The 22,788-nt window shown below is 71.7% G+C and carries 18 protein-coding genes and 1 pseudogene; 11 read left to right on the top strand and 8 right to left on the bottom strand.

Features of this window, described 5'->3' with window-relative positions:
* The first annotated feature begins 44 nt into the window (after nt 1–44).
* Nucleotides 45–1,652: a serine/threonine-protein kinase gene (locus tag ACZ7L1_RS14090; protein WP_471437064.1), complete on the top strand. Its 1,608-nt coding sequence runs from the start codon at nt 45–47 to the stop codon at nt 1,650–1,652.
* Between the two features lie 39 nt (nt 1,653–1,691).
* Here the strand turns inward: ACZ7L1_RS14090 and ACZ7L1_RS14085 are convergent, their stop codons facing one another.
* Nucleotides 1,692–2,495: an SGNH/GDSL hydrolase family protein gene (locus ACZ7L1_RS14085; RefSeq protein ID WP_471437062.1), complete on the bottom strand. Its 804-nt coding sequence runs from the start codon at nt 2,493–2,495 to the stop codon at nt 1,692–1,694.
* Nucleotides 2,496–2,816: 321 nt separating this feature from the next.
* On the opposite strand from ACZ7L1_RS14085, the gene ACZ7L1_RS14080 reads away from it, so the two are divergent.
* From ACZ7L1_RS14080 to ACZ7L1_RS14060, 5 genes are all read left to right on the top strand, one after another.
* Nucleotides 2,817–3,146: a hypothetical protein gene (locus tag ACZ7L1_RS14080; protein WP_471437060.1), complete on the top strand. Its 330-nt coding sequence runs from the start codon at nt 2,817–2,819 to the stop codon at nt 3,144–3,146.
* 670 nt (nt 3,147–3,816) lie between these two features.
* Nucleotides 3,817–4,635 (top strand): glycosyltransferase family 2 protein, encoded by an 819-nt coding sequence (locus tag ACZ7L1_RS14075; RefSeq protein ID WP_471437058.1) that lies wholly within the window; start codon nt 3,817–3,819, stop codon nt 4,633–4,635.
* Complete coding sequence (locus ACZ7L1_RS14070; protein WP_471437056.1) at nt 4,632–5,636, top strand: glycosyltransferase family 2 protein; 1,005 nt, start codon at nt 4,632–4,634, stop codon at nt 5,634–5,636. Before ACZ7L1_RS14075 ends, ACZ7L1_RS14070 begins: the two co-directional genes overlap by 4 nt.
* On the top strand, nt 5,633–6,433 hold the full coding sequence (locus ACZ7L1_RS14065; protein WP_471437054.1) for a polysaccharide deacetylase family protein: 801 nt from the start codon (nt 5,633–5,635) through the stop codon (nt 6,431–6,433). The genes ACZ7L1_RS14070 and ACZ7L1_RS14065 overlap by 4 nt, the downstream gene beginning before the upstream one ends.
* The gene (locus tag ACZ7L1_RS14060) at nt 6,426–10,085 is read left to right on the top strand and encodes a lipopolysaccharide biosynthesis protein (RefSeq protein ID WP_471437052.1); all 3,660 of its coding nucleotides are present in this window, start codon (nt 6,426–6,428) and stop codon (nt 10,083–10,085) included. The genes ACZ7L1_RS14065 and ACZ7L1_RS14060 overlap by 8 nt, the downstream gene beginning before the upstream one ends.
* Before the next feature lie 49 nt (nt 10,086–10,134).
* On the opposite strand, the gene ACZ7L1_RS14055 is transcribed toward ACZ7L1_RS14060, so the two are convergent.
* A complete protein-coding gene (locus ACZ7L1_RS14055) occupies nt 10,135–11,556 on the bottom strand; it encodes a GH39 family glycosyl hydrolase (RefSeq protein WP_471437395.1) in 1,422 nt (473 codons plus the stop codon).
* A 176-nt stretch (nt 11,557–11,732) separates the two neighbouring features.
* Here ACZ7L1_RS14055 and ACZ7L1_RS14050 point away from each other — a divergent pair, with 176 nt between their 5' ends.
* The gene (locus ACZ7L1_RS14050; RefSeq protein ID WP_471437050.1) at nt 11,733–12,827 is read left to right on the top strand and encodes a DUF5925 domain-containing protein; all 1,095 of its coding nucleotides are present in this window, start codon (nt 11,733–11,735) and stop codon (nt 12,825–12,827) included.
* A gap of 82 nt (nt 12,828–12,909) precedes the next feature.
* On the top strand, nt 12,910–13,698 hold the full coding sequence (locus tag ACZ7L1_RS14045) for a DUF72 domain-containing protein (RefSeq protein ID WP_471437048.1): 789 nt from the start codon (nt 12,910–12,912) through the stop codon (nt 13,696–13,698).
* A 128-nt stretch (nt 13,699–13,826) separates the two neighbouring features.
* On the opposite strand, the gene ACZ7L1_RS14040 is transcribed toward ACZ7L1_RS14045, so the two are convergent.
* The gene (locus ACZ7L1_RS14040) at nt 13,827–14,195 is read right to left on the bottom strand and encodes a GntR family transcriptional regulator (RefSeq protein WP_471437047.1); all 369 of its coding nucleotides are present in this window, start codon (nt 14,193–14,195) and stop codon (nt 13,827–13,829) included.
* Nucleotides 14,196–14,266: 71 nt separating this feature from the next.
* Here ACZ7L1_RS14040 and ACZ7L1_RS14035 point away from each other — a divergent pair, with 71 nt between their 5' ends.
* Together ACZ7L1_RS14035 and ACZ7L1_RS14030 are read left to right on the top strand one after the other, a co-directional pair.
* Nucleotides 14,267–15,196, top strand: coding sequence for a GNAT family N-acetyltransferase (locus ACZ7L1_RS14035; RefSeq protein ID WP_471437045.1), 930 nt, complete (start codon nt 14,267–14,269; stop codon nt 15,194–15,196).
* Entirely contained in the window at nt 15,177–15,722 is a 546-nt protein-coding gene (locus ACZ7L1_RS14030; RefSeq protein ID WP_471437043.1) for a ribonuclease FAU-1 family protein, read from the top strand. The genes ACZ7L1_RS14035 and ACZ7L1_RS14030 overlap by 20 nt, the downstream gene beginning before the upstream one ends.
* On the opposite strand, the gene ACZ7L1_RS14025 is transcribed toward ACZ7L1_RS14030, so the two are convergent.
* Nucleotides 15,698–16,324, bottom strand: a complete 627-nt coding sequence (locus ACZ7L1_RS14025; protein ID WP_471437393.1) for a class I SAM-dependent methyltransferase — start codon at nt 16,322–16,324, stop codon at nt 15,698–15,700. The two genes, ACZ7L1_RS14030 and ACZ7L1_RS14025, sit on opposite strands and share 25 nt — an antisense overlap.
* Nucleotides 16,325–16,496: 172 nt before the next feature.
* Here ACZ7L1_RS14025 and ACZ7L1_RS14020 point away from each other — a divergent pair, with 172 nt between their 5' ends.
* On the top strand, nt 16,497–16,631 hold the full coding sequence (locus ACZ7L1_RS14020) for a hypothetical protein (RefSeq protein ID WP_471437041.1): 135 nt from the start codon (nt 16,497–16,499) through the stop codon (nt 16,629–16,631).
* A gap of 102 nt (nt 16,632–16,733) precedes the next feature.
* On the opposite strand, the pseudogene ACZ7L1_RS14015 reads toward ACZ7L1_RS14020, so the two are convergent.
* The 4 genes and pseudogenes from ACZ7L1_RS14015 to ACZ7L1_RS14000 form a co-directional block, all read right to left on the bottom strand.
* Nucleotides 16,734–16,859, bottom strand: a pseudogene (locus ACZ7L1_RS14015) (GNAT family N-acetyltransferase); the annotation flags it as partial.
* 225 nt (nt 16,860–17,084) lie between these two features.
* Nucleotides 17,085–17,942 carry an esterase/lipase family protein gene (locus tag ACZ7L1_RS14010; protein ID WP_471437039.1) on the bottom strand — a complete coding sequence of 286 codons (858 nt, stop codon included), beginning with the start codon at nt 17,940–17,942 and terminating at the stop codon, nt 17,085–17,087.
* 369 nt (nt 17,943–18,311) lie between these two features.
* On the bottom strand, nt 18,312–19,286 hold the full coding sequence (locus ACZ7L1_RS14005; RefSeq protein WP_471437037.1) for a DNA polymerase Y family protein: 975 nt from the start codon (nt 19,284–19,286) through the stop codon (nt 18,312–18,314).
* A complete protein-coding gene (locus ACZ7L1_RS14000; protein WP_471437035.1) occupies nt 19,283–22,759 on the bottom strand; it encodes a DNA polymerase III subunit alpha in 3,477 nt (1,158 codons plus the stop codon). The genes ACZ7L1_RS14005 and ACZ7L1_RS14000 overlap by 4 nt, the downstream gene beginning before the upstream one ends.
* Nucleotides 22,760–22,788: the final 29 nt, after the last annotated feature.

The following is a 22,788-nucleotide window of genomic DNA, read 5'->3' as shown; positions in this document are numbered from 1 at the left end:
TGGATACGTGGATACATCGCGCGGATGCGAATGGGGGACGGCCCGTGTCCGAAGAACCGGGCAGTGAACGTGTGATCGCCGGGCGCTACCGTCTGCTGTCCCCCCTCGGCCAGGGCGGCATGGGGACGGTCTGGCGGGCCCGCGACGAGGTCCTGCACCGCGAGGTCGCCGTCAAGGAGGTGCGGGCACCGGCGGGGCTTCCCTCGCCCGAGGTCCAGCGCATGTACACCCGGCTGGAGCGGGAGGCCTGGGCGGCGGCCCGGGTGGCGAACCGGAACGTGGTGACGGTCTACGACGTGGCCCACCAGGACGGCCGCCCCTGGATCGTGATGGAACTGGTCCGCGGCATCGCCCTGTCGGACCTGCTGGACGCGGAGGGCGCCCTCTCCCCGCAGCGCGCCGCGCACATCGGCGCCGAGGTGCTGGCGGCCCTGCGCGCCGCGCACGCCGCCGGGGTGCTGCACCGCGATGTGAAACCGGCCAACGTGCTGCTGGCGAACGACGGCCGGGTGGTGCTCACGGACTTCGGCATCGCCATGGTTGAGGGCAGTTCCGCGCTGACCATGACCGGCGAGGTCATCGGCTCCCCGGAGTTCCTCGCTCCGGAACGGGCGCTCGGGCGTACTCCCGGACCGGAGTCCGACCTTTGGTCGCTCGGTGTGCTGTTGTACGCGGCGGTCGAGGGCAACTCGCCGTTCCGGCACGACACTCCGCTGAGCACGCTCCGCGCGGTCGTCGACGAGGAGCTGCCGCCGCCGCGCCGCGCGGGCCCGCTGGCTCCGGTGATCGAGGGGTTGCTGCGCAAGGACCCGGCCGAGCGGATCCCGGCCGACCGGGCCGAGCGGGACCTGCGGATCATCGCGGCGGGCGGCACCCCGCGCACGGGTGCCGCCGCCCACCCGCCGACGGTCGCGGCGTTCCCAGGTCCGACGGAGCCGCCCACCGCCCCGCTTCCGCCGCCGGCCGCCACCAGGCCCGCACCCGCACCCGCACCCGCGTACGCCGTTCCGTCCGAGCCACCGCCCCGCAACCGCCGGGCCGGCGTCGTGCTGGTCGCGGGCCTGGCCGCGCTCGTCCTGGCGGTGGCGGGGCTGACGTACGCGCTGGTGAACCGGAACGGCACGGGCGGTACGAACAGCGGGGCCACGCAGGGCGGCACGGTCAGCGGCGGGCCCCCGAACAGCCCGGAGGTGAGCACGTCGCGGGCTGCTTCCCCCACCCGCGGGACCTCGACCGGCGGCGGCAGCGGGGGCAGTCGTACGACGAGCCCGCCCACCCAGTCGGTCCGGGTGACGGTCACGGGCACGCACACCGACTACGCGGGGGCCTGTCCGCCTCCGGACGCCAAGGCGCCCACGTTCACGGCGACGTTCACCGTGGGCAGCGTTCCGGTCGATGTGTCCTACCGCTGGGTCACGAAGACGGGACAGGTCTCGGACCCGGGCTGGAAGACGCTGTCGTTCGCGGCGGGTGACGCGAAGACCAAGCAGCGGCAGGTCATCGTGACCACGTACGAGGAGGGCGGTTCCGTGCGGAACGCGATCGGCGTGGAGGTGCGCAGCCCGGTCGAGGTCACGTCCGAGTCGGTGCCGTTCTCGGTGACCTGTGCGGCGGAGACCCCGTCGGGCGGGGCCTCCCCCTCTTCTTCGTGACGTTCGTGACCGTCGGGTTCCTCGTGGGGTTCGTGACCGTCAGGCCGCACCGGTGAGCACCGGCAGATAGCCGCCGGACTGACCGGCCGCGGTCGGGTGGTACGACTGGCCGATGTTCAGCCAGTCGACGCTGTGCAGCCAGGAGTCGCCCGAGCAGATCTCGTGGCCGCTGAAGGCGGTGCGGACGTCGCCGAAGGTGAAGCCGTGGTCGACGGCGCGCTTGGCGATGGCGGCGTCGAGGTGGTCGGCGGCGCCGTTGATCGCCGACCGCTTGGTTCCGGACAGTCCGAGGCAGGTGGTGCCGAGCTGGTAGAAGCGGGGGTAGCCCAGCACGACCACATGGGCCGAGGGGGCCTTGGCGCGGATCGCCGAGTAGACGGTGTCCAGTCGGGCGGGCAGGGTCGAGTCGACGTACGCCTTCGCCGTGGTGATCCGGGAGAGGCAGGCGCTGTCGGACTGGAGCACACAGGTCGTCATGACGTCGGAGAAGCCCGCGTCATTGCCGCCGATGGTGATCGAGACGAGCCCGGTGGAGGCGCCCAGGGTGCCGAGCTGATTGTTCAGCACATCGGTGGTCTTGGCGCCGGAGCAGGCCATGAAGCTGAACGAGGCGGGTGCGTGGGCGGCCTGCCACAGGTACGGATAGGCCTTCGTGCTGCGGTCGCAGTCGCCGCTGGAGCTGATGTAGCTGCCGGCTCCGACACCGGAGGAGTAGGAGTCGCCGAGTGCCACATACCCGGTGGCCGCGGCGAGAGGGGCCGCCTGCGCCGCGGCCCCGGTGAGGACGAGACCGAGGGCGAGAAGGAGCGAACTCATAAAGGCGGCATATCGGGAACGTCTCATGGAACCTCCCTTTAGCAGGATCTCTGCCACAACCGGCATAGCAGCTACGCGCGTTGACAGGAAGTGTCCATGCCAATACTTTTCGGGGTCCGCCCGACTCACCCCCGCAGAACGGATGTTTGAAGCAGGCCGAGAACCCGCACGGGCGGTTTTCGCATCTTGACGCCCTCCCGCTCACTGCGCGACATTGAAGCCCGGCATCCGGCGCTTCGGGGGGCAAAGTCGCCAATGCAGACCTTAGGCATCAAGCCACCTTCACCAGAGAGAGACGGGTGGCCGGGGCAGGGTCCGGGGAGGGACCTGCTTCCGCTGCTCGCGGGCATGGCCGTCGCGGTCGCGGCGGTCGGCGCGATCCTCGCGCTGAGCGGCTCCGACTCACCACTGCGCGGCCCGTTCACCCTGTTCTTCCTGCTCGCCGCGCCGGCGGCGGCCGTGGGAGCCGCCCTGAGGGGGCTGAAACCCTATCCCCGCACGGTGGTGTCCGTGGCGGGAGCGATCGCGATCGACCTTCTGGTCGCCCAGGGCATGCTGGCGGTGCACCGGTGGTCCGTCACCGGCGGGATCGTCGCGGTGACCGTGATCAGCGCCCTCGTCCTCCTGCCGGTCCTGGTACGGCGGTACCGCGGCCGCGCGGCACGAAATCGGAGCTGAGGACGTGGACATCGACGCGCAACGTCCCCGCGGGCCCAAGCAGGCCGGCCGGGTGGCGTGGGCGACTCCGCCGACGACGCCGAAGCCCCCGCCCCGAGCGGAATACAAGGACTCCCTGAAGGCACGGAAACGTTCCGAGCCGGAAGGGTGGGTGACGCCTTGTCACCCTGCCGTGTTCGGACACGGGGCCCGTTGCGCCCCGGTCCGGGCACCGCGCGATGCGGTGCTGTCGCGGCCGGAACTCTTCGAGCCGGCCGTTCGGACACTCAAACGGATGGGACAAATCCGTTCGAGGAGTTGAGTTACGGCCATACCAACAAAAACGCGGACGCTGTCACAGGTCTTGCCATATCGTCGCAATCGTCAATACCGTCATACATCAACCCGCATCGGTCCATCATCATGCGGCTCCAGGGGAGGGCTCAGGTACCGCGATGGTTCCGGCGCGGGGCGCGGTAGGGGGGTGCCGTGCTCGGCGACCTGCGAGGTCGTACGAGTCGTGCCGCGCGACCGGCTGCCGCTTTCCCGGCAGACGGCCACTTTGCCAGCTCACCCGGCATGCACGGAGATCCATGCCGCATGCCGTCGGTGAGAACCCCCCTTTCGAACCGGACACAGAGCCGGACCGTCCAGGGGCGGACGGTCCGACCGGACGAGAGGGACAAGACTCATGAGTTCTGTTCTGCGCCCTGCCTTTTCGGATCAAGGTCCGTTAACGCAGGGGAAGTACCGGCCGATCTCCTCTCACCTGGCCATCGCGCCGCCGGTGAGCGTGGTGATCCCCGCCATGAATGAGGCGGAGAATCTCCCCTACGTCTTCAAGACCCTTCCGGACTGGATTCACGAAGTGGTGCTTGTGGACGGCAATTCCACCGACGACACCGTGGAGGTGGCGCGCGAGCTGTGGCCTGACGTGAAGGTCGTCGAGCAGCGGGGCAAGGGCAAGGGGGACGCCCTGATCACCGGCTTCGCGGCGTGCACCGGCGACATCATCGTGATGGTCGACGCGGACGGCTCGGCGGACGGTCAGGAGATCGTCAGCTATGTCTCCGCACTGGTGTCCGGGGCCGACTTCGCGAAGGGCTCGCGGTTCGCGAACGGTGGCGGCACCTCCGACATGACGCCGATCCGCAAGCTGGGCAACCGGGTGCTGTGCGCGATCGTCAACGCCAAGTTCGGCGCCCGCTACACCGACCTGTGCTACGGCTACAACGCGTTCTGGCGGCACTGCCTGGACAAGATCGACCTCGACTGCACCGGCTTCGAGGTCGAGACCCTGATGAACATCCGGGTGGTGAAGGCCGGTCTGAAGGTGCAGGAGATACCCAGCCACGAGTACCTCCGCATCCACGGCACCAGCAATCTGAGCGCGGTGCGCGACGGGCTCCGGGTGCTGAAGGTGATCCTCAAGGAGCGCTCGAACCGGCGTGCGCTGCGCCGCCGTCCGCGCGCCGTTGCGCTCAACTCCGGTCAGGGAGAGCTGTCTTGAGCGATCCGGACATCTCCGTGGTCATCTGCGTCTACACCGAGGACCGCTGGGAGGACATCCTCGCGGCGGTCGCCTCGGTGCGGACGCAGTCCCGGCCGGCGCGCGAGACGCTGCTGGTCGTGGACCACAACGAGACCCTGCTGGAGAGGCTGGCCGGGGAATACAAGGAGGCCCGGGAGGACGGGTCGGTCCGGGTACTCGCCAACGCGGGTCATCGCGGCCTGTCCGCGGGCCGCAACACCGGGATCGCCGCCTCGCACGGGGAGGTCATCGCCTTCCTCGACGACGACGCGGTGGCCGAGCGGGACTGGCTGAAGCACTTCGCCGAAGGATACGAGGACCCGCGGGTCATGGCCGTCGGCGGCCGTACGATGCCGATCTGGGCGTCGGGCCGCCGCCCGGCCTGGTTCCCGGAGGAGTTCGACTGGGTGGTGGGCTGTACGTACAAGGGGCTGCCGCCCGGCCGGGTCCGGGTGCGCAACGTCCTCGGCGGCAACGCCTCCTTCCGTCGCAGCGCGTTCGACGCGGCGGGCGGCTTCGCCACGGGCATCGGACGCGACGGCGACAAGCGTCCCCTCGGCTGCGAGGAGACGGAGCTGTGCATCCGCCTCACCCGGGCCAGACCCGACGCGATCCTGCTGATCGACGACCGGGCGGTGATCCACCACCGGGTGCCTCAGCCGCGCGAGCACTTCGCGTACTTCCGCACCCGCACCTACGCCGAGGGCCTGTCCAAGGCGCTCGTGGCCCGCAGCGTCGGTGCCGAGAAGGGCCTGGAGTCCGAACGCCGCTACACCACCCGGGTGCTGCCCGCCGGGGTGGGCCGCGGCCTGCGCGACGCGCTGCTGGCCCGCCCGGGGGGAGCGGGCCGGGCCGGTGCGATCGTCGCCGGGGTGCTGACGGCGGCGGGCGGGTACCTGGTCGGGAGCGTCCGGGCGCGCAGGACTGGCGCGACCTTCGCCCTGGCCGGCATCCCGGACGGTGAGGGGGCGGCCGCATGAGCGACCAGCCCGTGCCGATCCTCATGTACCACTCGGTGGCCACGGCGCCCAACGAGGCGACGCGCGAGTTGTCGGTGGCGCCCGAGGCGTTCCGCGAGCAGATGGCCCTGCTCGCCGACCTCAAGTTCACGCCCGTCACCACGGCCGCCCTGGCGAGGAGCTGGCGGGAGGGCGGCCCGCTGCCGGAGCGGCCCGTCCTCCTCACCTTCGACGACGGTTACGAGGGCGTGCACCGGCACGCGCTGCCCGTGCTCGTGCGGCACGGCTTCGCCTCCACGCTGTTCGTCTCCACCGGCTGGATCCGGGGCGCCCACGACACCGGCGGCGGCCTGGACACGATGCTCGACTGGCACCAGGTCCGCGACCTCGTGGGCGCCGGAGTCGAGATCGGCGGGCACAGCCACACGCACCCGCAGCTCGACCAGCTCCCCGACGACGCGCTCGGGCTGGAGCTGCTGCGCTGCAAGGAGATCATCGCCGACGAACTCGGCGCCCGCCCGGAGTCGTTCGCCTATCCGTACGGCTACTCCAGTCGCCGAGTGCGCCGCATCGTGCGCGAGGCGGGCTTCGGTCAGTCGCTCGCCGTGGGCAACGCTCTCGCGCGCCGCCGCCAGGGCCCGTACGCGCTGCAGCGGGTCACCGTGCGCCGCACCACCGGTGTCGAGGAGTTCGAGCGGCTCGTCCAGGGTCGTGCGATCGCCCGCACCTTCGCCAGGGACCGCGCCCTGACCAAGGGGTACGCCATGGTCCGAAGAGCACGCCAGGTCCGCCGGAAGGCCATCCGTTCCCGTGTCTGACACGACCACCACAACCCAGGCCGGTGAGGCCACGACCGCGGAAACCGGGCAGCCGTCGGGCCGCCGCCTCCGTCTGCCCGGAAGGGGCGGCGGCGTCCCAAGCGGCGGCAACCAGCTGTTCCGCAACGCCTACGCGCTGATGCTCAACACCGGGATCTCCGCGGTGCTGGGCCTCGGCTACTGGCTGGTCGCGGCCCGCTACTACTCCGACGCCGCGGTCGGCCAGGGTTCGGCCGCGATCGCCGCGATGAAGCTGCTCGCCGGGCTCACCGCGGTGACGCTGACGGGCGCCCTGGCCCGCTTCATCCCGGTCGCGGGGCGCGCCACCGGGCGCCTCATCTTCCGTACGTACGCAGCGAGTTCGGCCGTCGTGGCCGCCGCGGCGGCGATCTTCCTGCTGACGCTCGACGTGTGGGGGCCGTCATACCGCTTCCTGCACGGGTCGGTCAAGGGCCTGGGCCTCATCGTGGCCGTCGTCGCCTGGAACCTGCTCACGCTCCAGGACGGGGTGCTGACCGGGCTGCGCAGCGCGCCCTGGGTACCGGTCGGCAACACCGTGTTCTCCGCGGTGAAGCTCGCGCTGCTGGTCGGGCTCGCGGCCGCCATCCCGACGACCGGCGTCTTCGTCTCCTGGGTGCTGGCGATCGGCACCTCCGTGGTACCGCTCGGCTGGCTGGTGTTCCGGCGCCTGGTCCCACGACACGTCAAGGCGACCGAGGACCACGCCGATCCACCGGCGTTCAAGGAGATCGGCAGGTTCCTGGCCGGTGACTACACCGGATCGCTGTTCTCCCTCGCCGTCGTCTACCTCGTGCCGGTGATCATCGCCTCGCAGGTCAGCTCGGAGGAGAACGCGTACTTCTACATCACGACGACCATCGGCGGCACGGTCAACCTGCTCGCCATCAACATGGGCGCCTCGCTCACCGTCGAGGGCTCGCACGACCCGGCGCGGCTCGCCGCCAACACCCGGGCGGCGCTGAAGCGCATGGCCCGGATCATGCTGCCGGTGTGCGGGCTGCTGTTCCTGGGCGCGCCCGTCATCCTGCACGTCTTCGGCGACGGCTACGCGCACGCGGCGACTCCGCTGCTGCGCTGGTTCGCGGTCGGCGCCCTGCTGCGGGTCGTGATGGAGACGTACTTCGCGGTACTGCGCGCCCAGAGCCGTACCTCCGGGCTCGCCTACCTCCAGGGCCTGCTGTGCGTCCTGGTACTGGGACTGACCGTCCTGCTGCTGCCCCGGATGGGGCTGACCGGGGCGGGCGTCGCGGAGATCTCCAGCCTGGCGGTGATCGTGGCGATCGCCGCACCGAAGCTGCTCAAGATCGTGCGCACGGCCCCGGCGGACGCGGTGCCCGAGGACGCGGCACCGGACGGGGACCTCGCCGACCTCGAGATCCCCGAACCGAGGAACGGCCCGTCCTGGGCGAAGAAGCTGGACGCGGACACCCTGGCGCTCGGCGTCCACGTGGACTTCGACCACCAGGAACGCAGGCCGGACGTGCGGCCGGGGCCGGGCACCCCTCCCATGGGAACACCGGTGCCGCACAGCCCTGCGGAAGGGGCGCGGGAGGCGACATCGGGCGGCTCGGCCGCGGGGGCGCGACCGGCCACGGACGACTCGCGCGTCTCCGGCTTTCCCCTGGGGCCGATCGGGCTGGGCTGTCTGCTCGTCCTCGCGCTCCTGCTGTACTGGGTACCGGCCCTGGGACTGAACGACGCCTCCCTGGACCGGATGGGCGGCCTCGGGCTGATCTCCGTGCTGCCGCTGCCCACCCTGCTCGGCGCGGCACTCCTCGTCGTGGTGTTCGCCGCCCTGCTGTGGCGCGGCCGCGAGCACAAGCTCCTGCTCCTTGCCACGCTGCTCGCCACCGTCGTGTCACTGCACGCGCTGCCCGCCGTGATCGAGAGCGAGCCGCGGTTCCCGACGGCCTGGCAGCACCTCGGCTTCCTCGACTACATCGACCGCACCGGGTCGGCCGTGCCGTTCCTGGACGCCCGCTGGAGCTGGCCCGGATTCTTCGCGGTGGCCGCGTTCGTCGCCAAGGCCTGCGGGGTCACCGACCTCACCGAGGTCATCCGCTGGTGGCCGCTGACCATCCAGCTGCTCTACCTGGCGCCGATGTTCCTGCTGGTCCGCTCGATGCGGGCGAGCTGGCGCGCCAAGTGGACCGGCGTCTGGATCTTCGTGCTCAGCGGCTGGGTCGGCCAGGACTACTTCTCCCCGCAGGGCTTCACGTATCTGTTCTATCTCGCCTTCGTGGCGATCCTGCTGGTCTGGTTCCGCGCGCCGCGGGTGCTGTGGACCAGGCGGCGCCCCGGCGAGGCCGAGGTGGAGCCCACCAGCCGCGGGCAGCGGGCCGTGCTGCTCATGGTGCTGATCGCCCTGTACGCGGCGAGCGTCCCGGCCCACCAGCTCACCCCGTTCATGATGCTGGGCGTGCTCGCGGTGCTCGTCCTGGTGGGCCGCTCCGAACTGCGTGGTCTGCCGGTCCTGTTCGCGGTGCTCGTCATGTTCTGGCTGGGCTTCATGGCGGAGCCGTACTGGTCCGGGCACTTCGACGAACTCTTCGGCGGCGTCGGCGGCGTCGGCAGCAATGTGTCGACGTCCGTCTCCGGCCGTATCCAGGGCGGCGACTCGACGCACAAGCTGGTGCTGTACACGCGCGTGCTGCTCGCCGGCGTCGTGATGGCGTTCGCCTGCTGGGGCTGGTGGCGACGGCGCGAGCACAGGTACCGGGAGCGGTCGCTGCTGGTGCTCACCTTCGTGCCGTTCCTGGGCTTCGGCATGCAGTCCTACGGCGGCGAGATGGCGCTGCGCGTGTTCATGTTCGCGGTGCCGGGCGCGGCTCTGCTCTGCGCGCTGGCCCTGTTCCCGCGCGCCGGCGTGACGGCCGGGGAGCGGGGCAAGGACCGGGTGAGCCTCGCTCCGCTCGCGGCCATGATGGCGGGCCTGCTGCTGATGGGCGGCTTCCTGGTGGCCCGCTGGGGCAATGAGCCGTTCGAGCGGATCCGCCCGGGTGAGGTCGTGGCCATGGACTATGTGTACGCGCACGACAAGCCGACGGTACGGCTGCTGTGGCTGAGCAACGACACGGTCAACGACGTGACACCGGCAATGCCGTGGGGCGCCAGGGACATGGAGAAGGTGAACTATGTGCCGACCCTGGCGCCCACCGATCCGGTCCTGGTCTCGGGCCTGGTCAAGTCGCTCAAGGACGCGGGTCCCAACTCGTACCTCATGGTCAACCGCAGCCAGGTGACGTATCTCCAGATGGACGTGGGCTACTCGGCGACCTGGGAGTCCCGGCTCATCAGGAACCTGGACGACCGCCAGGAGCTGAAGAAGGTCCTGGTCAACGAGGACGTGACCCTGTACGCGCTGCGCAAGCAGCCCGCCGGCGAGGTTCCGCAGCCCCATCCGGGCCCGATCGGCCCGCGGGTGACCTGGACGCCGTGGTCGGTGGTCGGAGGGCTCGCGGCCGTTGCGCTGGTGCTGATGCTGACGGCGCGGGAGCTGGTGCGGGTCGCGGTACGGCCGGGCGTACGGCAGCTGCGGGTGCTGCAGTCGAGCTTCTGGTTCTCGCTGCCGCTGCTGGCGGTGCTGCTGGCCTCGCTGGTGCAGCGGTTCCTGACCATGGGGAAGGGCTGAGGCTCACGCGGCCTGCGGGGGCCTGAGGGGCCGTACGGGGTGCAGCGGCTCAGCGCGGCAGCCACTTCACCTCGTACGCCTTCATGTCGAACCGCTTGCCGTCGACCTGGGCGCTGATCGTGCGGCTCAAGGTGTTCACCGCCAGCACGACCTTGTCGGTGGCGAGGACGCGGACGTTCGGAAGGTCGTCCGGGGCCACCGTCACCGTCCGGTACGCGGTGCCGGGCGGGAACTCCTTGGAGAACCGGGACACCAGACCGTACATCGGCAGTGCCCGGCCGCCGGCGGCGGTGCCGGTCGGCGTCCACAGACAGCCGGGGCAGTCGGTGCCCTTCTCGTCCTCCGGGTTCCAGTAGAAGCCCGAGGACGCGCCGCCCCTGACCAGGGAGATCATTCCGGCGGCCTGGACGGCGACGCGGCGGTCCTCACTCCAGCCCCTGCGCTCGTCATTGCCGTCGGCGGGCTCGACGTAGTACTCGGCCCACCACAGCGGCAGGTCGTGGGTCTGCCGGCGCACCCACGCGCCGACGGCGGTGAACTTGTCGGTCACGGCGAACTCGTTCGGAAGCAGCTCGTCGTCGTTGGTGTAGCTGGAGCCGTCCACCACGACGAAGTCGGCACCCGCCTTGTGCGTGTTCCAGTAGCTGAAGGCGTCGATGATCCGCTGGTCCATGGCGCCCCAGGGGCCGCGCAGGGCGGTGGAGGCGTTCTCCTTCTGCCGCGGGTCGACGCTGTCCATGACGAGGTACGGGCCGCCCACCATGATCTTGGGGTTGACCTGCTTGAGCGCCTTGTAGACCAGGTTGTACAGCTCGGTGTAGCCCTCGTAGTCCCAGCGGGCCTTGGAGTCGTTCCAGAAGCCCTTGAACTCGTTCCAGACGATGAAGTGGCGCACGTCCGGGTAGCGCCTGGCGACGGTCGCGGCGAGGGCGGCGTAGTCCTTGAAGTGGTCGGGCCTCGGGGCGGTCTCGAGGGCGGTCCGGCTCCAGTCGGTGTTGTCCGCGCCCTCCTTGCCGCCCTTCATCCAGTCCGGGGCGCAGCACAGGGTGACGACCGGGGTGCCGCCGGTCTTGCGGACGAAGTCGATACGGCGGTCCATCGCCGCGAAGTCGTAACGGCCCTTGACCGGTTCGGGGTTGTCGGCGCCCCACCCCATGATGGCCTGGTTCTGCGGCAGCCCGGCCGCGGACAGCAGCCCCTCGACGCGCTCGGTGGCGGCGTCGCTGCCCTGGTCGGCGCTGTACTGGGTGTGGGTGAAGCCCCAGCCGACGTCCGGTTTCGTCACCTCGGGCGCGGTGGCGGGGGTGCCGTGCACCTTGTCGCCGTCGCGTGTCGTGCCTCTGACGCTCGCGCCGTTCCCGGGCAGTGTGCCGATCAGGGTGACCACCAGAGCCAGAGCGGCCACGGCCACGCCGAGCAGTGCGGTGAGTCGCCACCGCCGTTCCCCCGAACTCCACCCATGACGTCCCATCATGGGCCACCCTAACGGCGCTCCTTGGGCCGCGGACAGATTTCGGCTGCGACAGCCAGGTAACAGCACGTACCGGAAGGGTCTGATCCGCTGGGTATACACCAGGCAAAGGCGACACATCCGGCGCACCACGGAAAGCGGATGCACCAGGCGGCCCCGTGACGGATCATGGCGGCATGTCTGCCAACCCATACGACGCTCTGCCGGTCCGGCTCAACGTCGACGACAGCGACTCCCCATCCGACGTCGTCGACGCGCTGTTCCTCGGCCGCTTCGCGACGGGCGAGCAGCCCTACTCCCACGCCGCGAACATCGACCGGGTACGGTCCGGGGCGACGCTCCTGCCGCCGGGCGCCCGGGTGGTGCGGGTCGCCCGCGACGACGACCGCAGCGCGACGCTCGCCGAGGGCGACGGCTGGACGCTGCTGGTGTCCCGCTGGAACCGCGGCGCGGACGTCACGGTGACCGCGACCAGCGCCGAGCTGGCGGAGAAGGTGCTGGGCGAGGCCACGGACGGCGCGGCCGACGAGCCGGAGCCGCAGCCGGAGAACGTGACGATGGGGTTCTGGTACGTGTCGCCGCGGCGCGGCCCGCACCGTACGACACGGCAGATCTCGGCGGGCACCTGGGAGGAGGTCCGCCCGAACTACACGGCGCCGGTGGCGGACGCCATGGACCGGCTGATGAAGACGACGCCGGAGGACATCGCGGGCCGTCTGCTGCTGCTCCACGGCCCGCCGGGCACGGGCAAGACCTCGGCGCTGCGGACTCTGGCCCGCTCGTGGCGGGACTGGTGCCAGGTGGACTGCGTCCTGGACCCCGAGCGGCTCTTCAGTGACGTCGGCTATCTGATGGACATCGCGATCGGCGAGGAGGACACGGCGGGCAAGGGCCGCTGGCGGCTGCTCCTGCTGGAGGACTGCGACGAACTGATCCGCGGCGAGGCGAAGCACACGGCGGGCCAGGCGCTGTCCCGCCTGCTGAACCTGACGGACGGACTGCTGGGACAGGGCCGCAACGTGCTGGTGGGCGTGACGACGAACGAGGACCTGGAGCGCCTGCACCCGGCCGTCGTCCGGCCCGGCCGCTGCCTGGCCCGTATCGAGGTCGGTCCGCTCACCCGCGCGGAGGCGGTGAGCTGGCTGGGCCGCGAGGAGGGGGTGGGCCGCGAGGGAGCGACGCTGGCGGAGCTGTACGCGCTGCGGCGGGGCACGTCCCCGGCGTCGGTGCCGGACCAGCGGGCGGGAGCGGGCGCGGGGCTGTACCTGTAGGGACACGAAGCCCGCCGCGGGCACGACACCTGGAGCGGGTCACGACCGGCGCCACGACGGCCACCGGTGCTTTGATGGACATATGACCCTGTTCGTCGGCACGTCGGGGTGGCAGTACCGGGACTGGCGGGACGTCCTCTACCCGGCGGACGTCCCCATGCGGCTGTGGCTGGAGGAGTACGCGACGCGGTTCGCCACGGTCGAGATCAACAACGCGTTCTACCGGCTGCCGTCGCGGGAGACCTTCGAGGCCTGGCGGGAGCGGGTGCCGGAGGACTTCGTGGTGGCGGTGAAGGCGAGCCGCTATCTGACGCACATCAAGCGGCTCAAGGAACCCGAGGAACCGGTGCACCGGCTGATGAGCCACGCGGCCGGGCTCGGCGACCGCCTGGGCCCGGTCCTTCTCCAGCTCCCGCCCACCCTGCGCGCGGATCCGCCGCTCCTGGACGACTGCCTCGCCTGCTTCCCGCCCGGCACCCGGGTCGCGGTCGAGCCACGCCACGACTCCTGGTGGACACCCGAGGTGCACGCCGTGCTGGAGGCGCGGGGCGCCGCCCTGTGCTGGGCCGACGTCCTGTCCCGCCCGGTCACCCCGCTGTGGCGCACCACGGACTGGGGCTACCTCCGCTTCCACACGGGGCGGGCGCGCCCGTGGCCCCGCTACGGCCGCCGGTCCCTGACCACGTGGGTCCAGCGGATCGGGGCGGCGTGGCCGGAGGAGGTGGACGTCTACGCCTACTTCAACAACGATCCCCACGCGGCGGCGGTCCTGGACGCGACGGTCTTCGCGCGGTTGGCGACCACGGCGGGCATGCGGGTGACACGCACGCCACGAAGGCTGCCCGCCCCATCCACGGGTACGGCAACGTGACCGTCTCCCGCCGCAGCGGTGCGTCCCCTCTTTCCCCCCGCAACGGCGATCAGCCATCACGGCGAGACCGGCCGTGCCGACCTCTCCCCCGCCACCCTGCGGACCCGGCAGGCGGCCGACCGCACTGCTCAACCCCCGTAAGCCGCCCGCAGGGCATCCCGCACGGCGGCCAACGCCGCGTCCTCACCCAGCCCCAGCCGTCGCGCCCTTTCGGCGTAGGCGGAGGCGGCGGCAGCAGCCTCCCGCTCCGCGGCCGGGCCGGCGGCAGCCACGAACGTTCCGTTGCGTCCCCGTGTCTCGATCACCCCGTCCTCCTCCAGCGCCCGGTACGCCTTCGCCACCGTGTTCGCCGCGAGGCCGAGGGACTCGGCCAGTCCCCGTACGGTCGGCAGCCGGTACCCGACCGGCAGCACCCCCGCCCGGGCCTGCTCGGAGATCTGCGCCCGCACCTGTTCGTACGGCGGCGCGCTCCCATCGATGTGGATCTTCAAGGTCACGGCCCGATTCTCCCGCACCCACCGGAAAATGAGAGGCACCCCCGCGCCCGGCCCGGATACCGTGCGCCCCCATGACAGTGATCGTGCGCGACCTCCGCCCCGACGTACGAGCCGACACCGAGGGCTTCGCCCGGGTCCGGCACCTCGCCCTCCCCTTCATCCTGTACACCCCGGAGTCCATCGCCTACGACGCGGCCCACATGCATCCCGACGCCCACTACCGCCCGCTCGTGGCCGAGGAGGACGGCGAGATCATCGGCACGGCCCAGGTTCACCTCGCCCATGAGAGCCGGGAGCCCGGCCAGGGCAACCTCAACGTCTACGTGCACCCGGGACGCACCCGCCGCGGCGCCGGCTCGCGCCTCGTCCGCGCCGCCGAGGAGCACCTGGCCTCCGTGGGCGCCACCAGACTCTTCGCCTGGGTCCTGGACGAGCCCGGCAACCGCGCCTTCGCGGAACGGCACGGCTACAAGAGCAGCCGCTCCGCCCACTTCCTCCGCCTGGATCTGGCGAACGGCACCCTGCCCCCGCTCCAGAACCCCCCGCCGGGCGTCGAGCTGCGCACCGGCGCCGACTTCGCCGACGACCCTCGCCCCCTGTTCGCACTGGACGCGGAGACGATGTCCGACGAGCCGAGCGACATCGAATACGAGTTCACCGACTACGAGGCCTGGCTGGAGGGGACCTGGCGCCACCCCCTCTTCAGCCCCGAGCTGACCTCGGTGGCGGTGGTCGACGGCCGCCCCGCAGCGTTCAGCGCGGCCCGCACCGACGGCGGCACCCGCTACGGCACCGTGATGACCGGCACGGCCCGCGCCTTCCGCGGCCGGGGCCTCGCCAAGCTCGCCAAGAACCACTCCCTGCACCGCGCCCGCTCCGCCGGCTTCACGGAGGCGTTCACGGGCAACGACGCGGGCAACGGCCCGATGATCGCGATCAACAAGTGGTTCGGTTACGAGATCTGCGGCACGGAGGTGCGCTATGTCCGCGAACTCGGCTGAACCCGCGCCCCTCCTGGACGTCGTCCTGGTCAAGGCGGGCCGGACGAAGATCCGTTATCCCGCCGAGCTGCTGCACGACGACGGCACCCGGATCGCCGTACGCGCCCCCTGGGCGGGCGACGGCGTCCGTGACTTCGGCTTCGTACGGTTCGAGCCCGGTGACGTCTTCACCGAGTACTACTGGCGCGACCGGTGGTACGCGGTGAAGGAGGTCAGGGACGGCCGGGGCACGCTCAAGGGGTGGTACTGCGACATCACCCGCCCCGCCGCGGTATCCGGCCGCGAACTCGTCGTGGAGGACCTCGACCTGGACCTGTGGCGCTCGGCGGACGGCACGGCCGTACTGCGCCTGGACGAGGACGAGTTCGCGGTGAGCGGCCTGGCGGCCAGGGACCCGGCGGCCGCGGCGGCCGCCGTCGACGCCCTGGACCAGCTCGAAGTCCTGGCCAGGGAAGGAGGCTTCCAGGCCCTGCTGCACCGACCCGCCCACCGAGCCGTCCGTCAGACGACCGCGACCACCGCGTAGCGCTCGTCGTCCACCTCCCTCCCCCACAAGCGGGCGTCCTCCGACAGCCGCTCGACGCGCAGATCCCTGGCGAGGGGCGCGAGCAGGGCGGTCAGGCGGTCGGCGGGTATGCCGACCGGGCTCACCGTCCCCCACACGCCCTCCACCAGCACCAGGCGGCCGGCGGGGCGGAGCAGGTCCCGCCAGTGGCGCAGGACGCGGTCGGGGCCGGGCAGGGTCCACAGGACATGGCGGACGAGGACGGCGTCGAAGAGCTGTTCGCCGACCGGTGGCGTCGCCGCGTCGCCGACCAGGAAGACCGCGTCGCGGCCGGCGAGTTTGGCGCGGGCACGCGCGACCATGGCCGGTGACTGGTCCACCCCTGTCACCCGGTGTCCCTGTTCGGCGGCGAGCAGGGACAGGCTGCCGGTGCCGCAGCCGAGGTCCAGGACCTCGCCCGGCCGTCGCGGCAGCCACGTACCCAGCCGGGCGGCCCAGGCATCGCGCACCGCCGGGTCGCGCAGTCCGTGGTCCGGTTCGGCGTCGAAGGTGGCGGCCTCGGCGTCCCAGTCCACGCCGGGGTCTGTGCCCGCGGAGGTTTGGGGTCCGCTGTTCTGGGCCATGTTCCTGGTCATGTCCGTGTTGATGTCCCGGTTCATGACGCCAGGGTGGCAGCCGCCACTGACAGTCGAATCGTGACAGCCGCCACAGACATACCTCGACCGATGAGGAACCCTCGCCGAAAGGGTCTACCTCCGCGCGGACGCGGAACCCGGTAGGCACAAGGAGGCAGCCATGCGCCGAGTGACCGTGCACAAGCCCCTGAAGAGGACCGATTCCCGCCGGGCGCGTGAGGAGGCCGACGAGCGCCCCACCGAGCGCCCGGAGGTCCGCAAGGACATCGCCCGCGTCTGGTGGCCGGACGGCTGACCCGGAACGCAGGGTCTGTTCTCGGTCCGACCGTCATGGAGGTCGGGTGCCCCCGCGGATGAGACTGACAGCGGTCGCGCTCGACTGCCGGCGCTGACGCCCTCAGCCCAGCCGCTTGCGGTAGTGGACCCGGTCGTACGGCCCGTCGACACGGCGCCCGACGACCTCGTATCCGTACTTCGGGTAGATCGTCCGGTTCTCCCCCATCAGCGCGTTCGTGCAGAGCCGGCCCGCCCTGATCCCCTCGGTCGTACCGGCGTCTTCCGTGACATCCGTCGTGGGCGAACGGTACTTACCCTGATCGCAGGTTCAGCACCCCCTTAACGGGACCCTAAGGATCTCCACCACCGGCCCCGAACAGGCGATTTCACGGCTTCCTGGGGCTAGCTTGCTGTTCGCCCCTCACTCCGGGACCTGTCCGGCGGCTCAGGCCGGACAGGCCCCGGCGGCGCTTCAGCTGAACGCCGACGCGCAGGTGGTGGCGGTGGCGTGGACCGGGTCGAGGGCGTTGACCGCTTCGTGGAAGGCGATCCGGTCGGACAGCCCGATCGTCACGTGCTCCGAGAGGTCCACCCCGCACAGGTCCTGCAACAGCACGTTGCGGACGTCGGATCCGCTCAGGAACTGGGAGCGGTACGGCGTGACCACCTCGTCGTACCTGGTGGCGATGACCGTGTAGTGGACGCCGGCCACGGTGTCGCCTCCCGCGTTCAGCCTGGTGAGGAAGGCGGACCCGGCGACCTGGTCGGCGAGCCCGGGCGTGGCCGCGGAGAGGAGGTCCTGCGCACCGGGGAAGTACGGCAGCAGGTTGGTGAGTCCGTCCAGGGTGGTGCCGTGGTTGTCGGGCGCGATGCCGACGAGGGTGTTCACCTTGGCGGCGCCGCCGAGGAACTTGAGGTAGTAGCGGGGCATCATGCCGCCCTGGGAGTGGCCGACGATGTCGGCCTTGGCGGCGCCGGTCGCGGCGAGCACCTTGTCGACGAAGACGGACAGTTGCTGCGCGGACCGGTCGATGGGGCCGAGGCCGTAGAAGAGCGGGACGCCCGAGAGTTGGCCGTAGTCGAGCGAGAAGACGCAGTAGCCGCGGTCCTCCAGGTAGGGGGCGAAGGCCAGCCAGTTGTCGACCGAGTTCGCGAAGGTCCCGTGGACGAGGACGACCGGGCGGGGGTGGGCGGCGAACGGCTTGCAGGAGTAGTCGTTCCAGCCGGCGCTGGGGGCGGCGGCCTCGGCGGTGGCGGCGGGGACGAAGGCGACCGCGGCGGTCAGCGCCAGGGCGGCAAGCGGTCTGAGCAGGCGTTTCCAGGGCAGCATCGGGTGATCTCCTTGCGGCTCGGGGGAGAAGCGATGACCTTGCGCCCTGTGATCCGGATCACGGGATGCTGTTCACTCGTCAAGTTACGAACGAGTAGCGGACAAGTGAAGTTACGCGTCAGTAAAAACTTCCAGTGATAGCTGACCGCAGCAGCGATTCCTGGTAATGCCCTGAACGTATGCGGCGACTCATCACCAGACGGGTTCGATCCGCCCATAGGGCGCGATACGCAGCAACTGGCGCTGTGGCGAACGGATTTCACCCTCCCCGAGCCGCTCCACACATGACCGCACGGCGTCCGCCGCGACCTCCCGAGACGGTGCTCGAGGACGGCACGCCTATCAGACCCCCGTGGGCGAGTTGACGCCTTACGCGGCCAGCGACCCCCGTATCACCGCTCGGGGCCCGAACTTCGCCCGCGCGCGGTCCGCGACCTCCTCGATGCGGCGGGCCCTCTCGTCCACCGGGTCGAAGGTGAGCTGGTGGGCCGCGTGGTCGGCGGAGCTCAGGTCCTCGGCGCGCAGGGCGATCGCACGGACGCGGGCGCGCTGGAGGCCGAGCGCCTCGTACATGCGGTACGCCTCGGCGGTGAGCGCCGCGGAGTGCGCGGTCGGCTCGGCGAGGGTGCGGGTGCGGGTCGTCGCGGAGCGGTCGGCGTAGCGCACGGTGAGGGTGAGCCTGCCGCACACCCGCTCCACGGCGCGCAGCCGGGCGCCCAGTTCCTCGGTGGCCGACAGCAGGGCGCGGCGGTGGCGGTCCGGGTCCAGTTCGTCGCGCTGGAAGGTGCGTTCGGTAGCCAGGGAACGCGTGGCGGCGTTGGGCACGACCCGGCCGCGGTCGATGCCCTGCGCCTTCTCGTGCAGTTCCCGGCCGGCCCGGGCGCCGATGAGCCGCTGCACCGTCGATGGGGGCGCGGCGGCGAGCCTGCCGATGGTGTCGAGCCCGTACTCGCACAGGGTGCGGGCGGTTGTGCCGCCGACTCCGGGCAGCGCGCGGACCGGACGGTCGGCCAGGAACTCCGTGATGGCGTCCGGGTCGTCGGGCACCACCCGGATCTCCCCGGGCGCCGTCTCCCCGAGGGCCATACGGGCCAGCATCGGCCCCGGCCCGGCCCCGATCGCGCAGTCGACCCCGTGGTGCGCGAGGGCCCGTACGCGGATCAGCCTGGCCAGCTCGACGGCGTCCCGTCCGAAGTACCGCTCCGCTCCCCCGAGGTCGGCGAGCGCGGCGTCGGGCGGCAGCGCCTCGACGACGGGCGTGAACTCCTCGAGGAGCCCGAGCAGCCCCGGCAGGGCCGCCTCGTACAGCTCGGGCAGCTGGAAACGTACGCAGAGGATGGTCATCCCGCACTCCCCGGACTCTGGTGCCACAACTTCCTTCCGCCCGCCGGGCCCTCGCCCGCGGGACGCATGTCGGCCCAGGGGTTCATCTCGTACCCCGTGGACATCCGGATGCGTCGGCCCCTCGCCGCGTCCCCGTCACCGTCCGGCCGGTGCGCCGCGGGCTCCGCCAGCCGCTCCGCCACCACGTCGAGGCCGCCCTCGGCGCGCAGTTCGACCAGTTCGGCGAGGTTCCAGGCGGCCGAGCCGACCACACTGAGGCTGCGCGGTCCGCGCCGCTGCACCACTCCGCGCACCAGCAGCAGCCAGGAGTGGAAGACGGTGTGGGCGCAGGTGTCGTGGGAGTCGTCGAAGAAGGCGAGGTCGACCAGGCCCGTGCCGTCGTCGAGCGTGGTGAAGATGACCCGCTTGCCGGAGCGGATCGGCGGGGTCTGGGTGGCCGCCTTGGCGCCCGCGACCAGCACCGTCTCGCCGTGCCGGGCGTCGCGCAACCGGCGTGCCGAGATCACGCCCAGCTCGTCGAGGAACGTGCGGTAGTCGTCCATCAGGTTGCGCGAGGCGTCCATGGACAGCACGCCCAGCTCGGCGCTGAGCCGCTCCTGAGCGGTGAGGTCGGGCAGCCCGGCCGGTGCGGTCCTCCGTCCGCCGGCCAGGGGGAGCTGACCGCCGCCCGCGCCCCGGGAGCCCCGGTGCAGCTCGGTCAGGTGCAGTTGCAGATCGCGGCGGTTGGCGCCGAACGCGTCCAACGCGCCGACCTGCGCGAGCCGCTGGGCGAGGGGACGGCTCGGCCGGGCCCGCTCCCAGAAGTCGAGGAGGGAGGCGTACGGCTGCCCGGCCTCGATCCTCCCGGCCTCGGCCTCGCTGATGCCGTGCACGTCGGAGAGGGCGAGGCGGAGGCCCCAAGGCCCGCCGGAATCAGGTGATTCAGACACCAGTTCGATACGGTGGGCGACGCCCGACTTGTTCACGTCCAACGGCAGGATCGGCACACCCCGGCGCCGCGCGTCCGCCAGCAGCAGCCGCTTCGGGTACATCCCGGGGTCGTGGGTGAGCAGCCCCGCGTAGAAGGCGGCCGGGTGATGGGTCTTCAGCCACGCGGACTGGTACGTCGGTACGGCGAAGGCGACCGCGTGCGCCTTGCAGAAGCCGTAGGAGCCGAAGGCCTCGACGATCTCCCAGGTCCGCTGGATCGTTTCCGCGTCGTATCCGTTCGTCGCCGCCCGCTGCGCGAACCACACCCGGATCCGCCCCTGCGCCTGAGGGTCGGACAGCCCGCGCCGCACCTGGTCCGCCTCGCCGCGCCCGCAGCCGGTCATGATGTCGACGATGTGGATGATCTGCTCGTGGAAGACGACGACGCCGTACGTCTCCTTCAGCGGCCCCTCCAGGTCGGGGTGCGGATAGCGGATGGGTGCCCGCCCGTGCCGCGCCTCGATGAACGGCCGCACCATGTCGGCCGCGACCGGCCCCGGCCGGAACAGGGAGATGTCCACGACCAGGTCGTGGAAGCCGGCCGGCTGGAGCCGCCCGACCAGGTCCCGCTGGCCGGGCGACTCGATCTGGAAGCAACCCAGGGTCTCGGCGGAGCGGATGAGCTGGTACGTCGCCGGGTCGCCCGGCGCGAGGGAGTCCAGGTCGATCCGCCTGCCGGAGGTCCGCCTCACCTCCGCGACGGCGTGCGCCATCGCGGACTGCATCCGCACCCCGAGCACATCGAGTTTGAGCAGCCCCAGCTCCTCCACGTCGTCCTTGTCGAACTGCGACATGGGGAAGCCCTCGCCGCTGGTCGGCATGACCGGCGTACGGGACAGGAGGGAGGCGTCGGAGAGCAGGACCCCGCACGGATGCATGGCGACCCCGCGCGGGAGGGCGTCGAGTGCCTCGACCAGCTCCCACAGCGGACCGTACCGCTCCTTCTCCCCCGCCAGCCGCCTCAGCTCGGGCAGCTCCTCCAGCGCCGCGCGGGCGTCGCGAGCGCGGATGTGCGGGAAGGACTTGGCGATGCGGTCGATCTCGGCCGGGTCCATGGACAGGGCGGCGCCCACGTCGCGGATGGCGTGCCGCACGCGGTACGTCTCCGGCATGGCGACCGTGGCGACCCGCTCGGTGCCGAACCGGTCGATGATCGCCCGGTAGACCTCGAGGCGGCGAGCGGACTCCACGTCGATGTCGATGTCGGGCAGGGCGATGCGCCGCTTGGACAGGAAGCGCTCCATCAGCAGCCCGTGCTCGATGGGGTCGGCGTGCGCGATACCGAGGAGGTGGTTGACGAGGGAGCCCGCGCCGGAACCGCGCGCGGCGACCCGGATGCCCATCTTCCGCACGTCGTCCACGACCTGGGCGACGGTGAGGAAGTAGGAGGCGAAGCCGTGGTGGGCGATGATGTCCAGCTCCTCGTGCATCCGCTCCCAGTAGTCCCGGCGGCCGGCGTAGCCGCGCAGCACCATGCCCGCCGCCGCCCGGGAGGCGAGCGCGCGCTGGGCGGTGCGGCGGCCGGCGCCGACGAGATGCGGTTCGGGGAAGTGGACGGTGCCGATGCCCAGGTCGTCCTCGGGGTCGACCAGGCACTCGGCGGCCGTGGCCCGGGTCTGCTCCAGCAGGCGGTGGGCGGTGTCGCGGCGGAAGCCGGCCGCCTCCACCACCCGCTCGGCGATCTCGAACATGGCGCCCGCGTCCTTGAGCCAGGCCTCGCCGGAGTCCAGCTCCTTGGTGGGGTCGATGGGGACCAGGCGGCGGGCGGCGTCCAGGACGTCGGCGACCGGGCCGAGACCGGGGTCGGCGTACCGGACGGCGTTGCTGAGCACGGGCCGGACGCGCTGCTCGGCGGCGAAGCCGACGGTGCGCGCGGCCAGGCGCAGGGAGCCGGGACCGGTGCCGGTACCGGTGCGGCCGTGCCAGACGGCTTCCAGGCGCAGGGCGTCGCCGTAGACCTCACGCCAGGGTGCGAGCAGGTTCGCCGCGCGGTCCGGGCGCCCGGCGGCGAGGGCGCGACCCACGTCGGAGTCGGGGCCGAGCAGGACGGTCAGGCCGTCGGCGTGGTTGTCGGCCCAGGGCAGCAGCGGGGAGCCCCCCGATGGGGGTCCCCCCTGCTCGAGCGAAGCCGAGAGCTTGGGGGAGTGGGCGGCGGAGACCAGGCGGCACAGGTCGGCCCAGCCGCGGGCGCCGTCCCGGGCGAGGAAGACCGCGCGGGGTGTCGACTCATCGATGAAGGCACCGCCGCGCACGGGGGCACGGCGCCTCTCGCGCCGCACCGGCTCGTACTCCGCCACCGCCAGGTCCGCCCCGAACAGCGGCCGGACCCCCGCCGCCGCGCAGGCCCGGGCGAACCGGACCGTGCCCGCGAGGGTGTCCCGGTCGGTGAGCGCGAGGGCGTCCATACCCAGCTCACCGGCGCGCTCGGCCAGCCGCTCCGGGTGCGAGGCGCCGTACCGCAGGGAGAACCCGGAGACGGTGTGCAGATGCGTGAAACCCGGCACACGCACCTCCTGTACCCGTGAGCCACCCA

The sequence above is a fragment of the Streptomyces sp. NPDC107546 genome, from assembly GCF_055639175.1.
Note: the sequence above shows the minus strand (reverse complement) of the source record. Positions and strands in the feature narration are given on the sequence as shown.

What these genes read in the sequence shown, in the direction of transcription:
- ACZ7L1_RS14025 (WP_471437393.1), bottom strand. Translation starts at nt 16,324, where the DNA reads ATGGCCCAGAACAGCGGACCCCAAACCTCCGCGGGCACAGACCCCGGC.
- ACZ7L1_RS14020 (WP_471437041.1), top strand. Translation starts at nt 16,497, where the DNA reads ATGCGCCGAGTGACCGTGCACAAGCCCCTGAAGAGGACCGATTCCCGC.
- ACZ7L1_RS14035 (WP_471437045.1), top strand. Translation starts at nt 14,267, where the DNA reads ATGACAGTGATCGTGCGCGACCTCCGCCCCGACGTACGAGCCGACACC.
- ACZ7L1_RS14050 (WP_471437050.1), top strand. Translation starts at nt 11,733, where the DNA reads ATGTCTGCCAACCCATACGACGCTCTGCCGGTCCGGCTCAACGTCGAC.
- ACZ7L1_RS14065 (WP_471437054.1), top strand. Translation starts at nt 5,633, where the DNA reads ATGAGCGACCAGCCCGTGCCGATCCTCATGTACCACTCGGTGGCCACG.
- ACZ7L1_RS14075 (WP_471437058.1), top strand. Translation starts at nt 3,817, where the DNA reads ATGAGTTCTGTTCTGCGCCCTGCCTTTTCGGATCAAGGTCCGTTAACG.
- ACZ7L1_RS14055 (WP_471437395.1), bottom strand. Translation starts at nt 11,556, where the DNA reads ATGGGACGTCATGGGTGGAGTTCGGGGGAACGGCGGTGGCGACTCACC.
- ACZ7L1_RS14045 (WP_471437048.1), top strand. Translation starts at nt 12,910, where the DNA reads ATGACCCTGTTCGTCGGCACGTCGGGGTGGCAGTACCGGGACTGGCGG.
- ACZ7L1_RS14030 (WP_471437043.1), top strand. Translation starts at nt 15,177, where the DNA reads ATGTCCGCGAACTCGGCTGAACCCGCGCCCCTCCTGGACGTCGTCCTG.
- ACZ7L1_RS14005 (WP_471437037.1), bottom strand. Translation starts at nt 19,286, where the DNA reads ATGACCATCCTCTGCGTACGTTTCCAGCTGCCCGAGCTGTACGAGGCG.
- ACZ7L1_RS14085 (WP_471437062.1), bottom strand. Translation starts at nt 2,495, where the DNA reads ATGAGACGTTCCCGATATGCCGCCTTTATGAGTTCGCTCCTTCTCGCC.
- ACZ7L1_RS14080 (WP_471437060.1), top strand. Translation starts at nt 2,817, where the DNA reads ATGGCCGTCGCGGTCGCGGCGGTCGGCGCGATCCTCGCGCTGAGCGGC.
- ACZ7L1_RS14010 (WP_471437039.1), bottom strand. Translation starts at nt 17,942, where the DNA reads ATGCTGCCCTGGAAACGCCTGCTCAGACCGCTTGCCGCCCTGGCGCTG.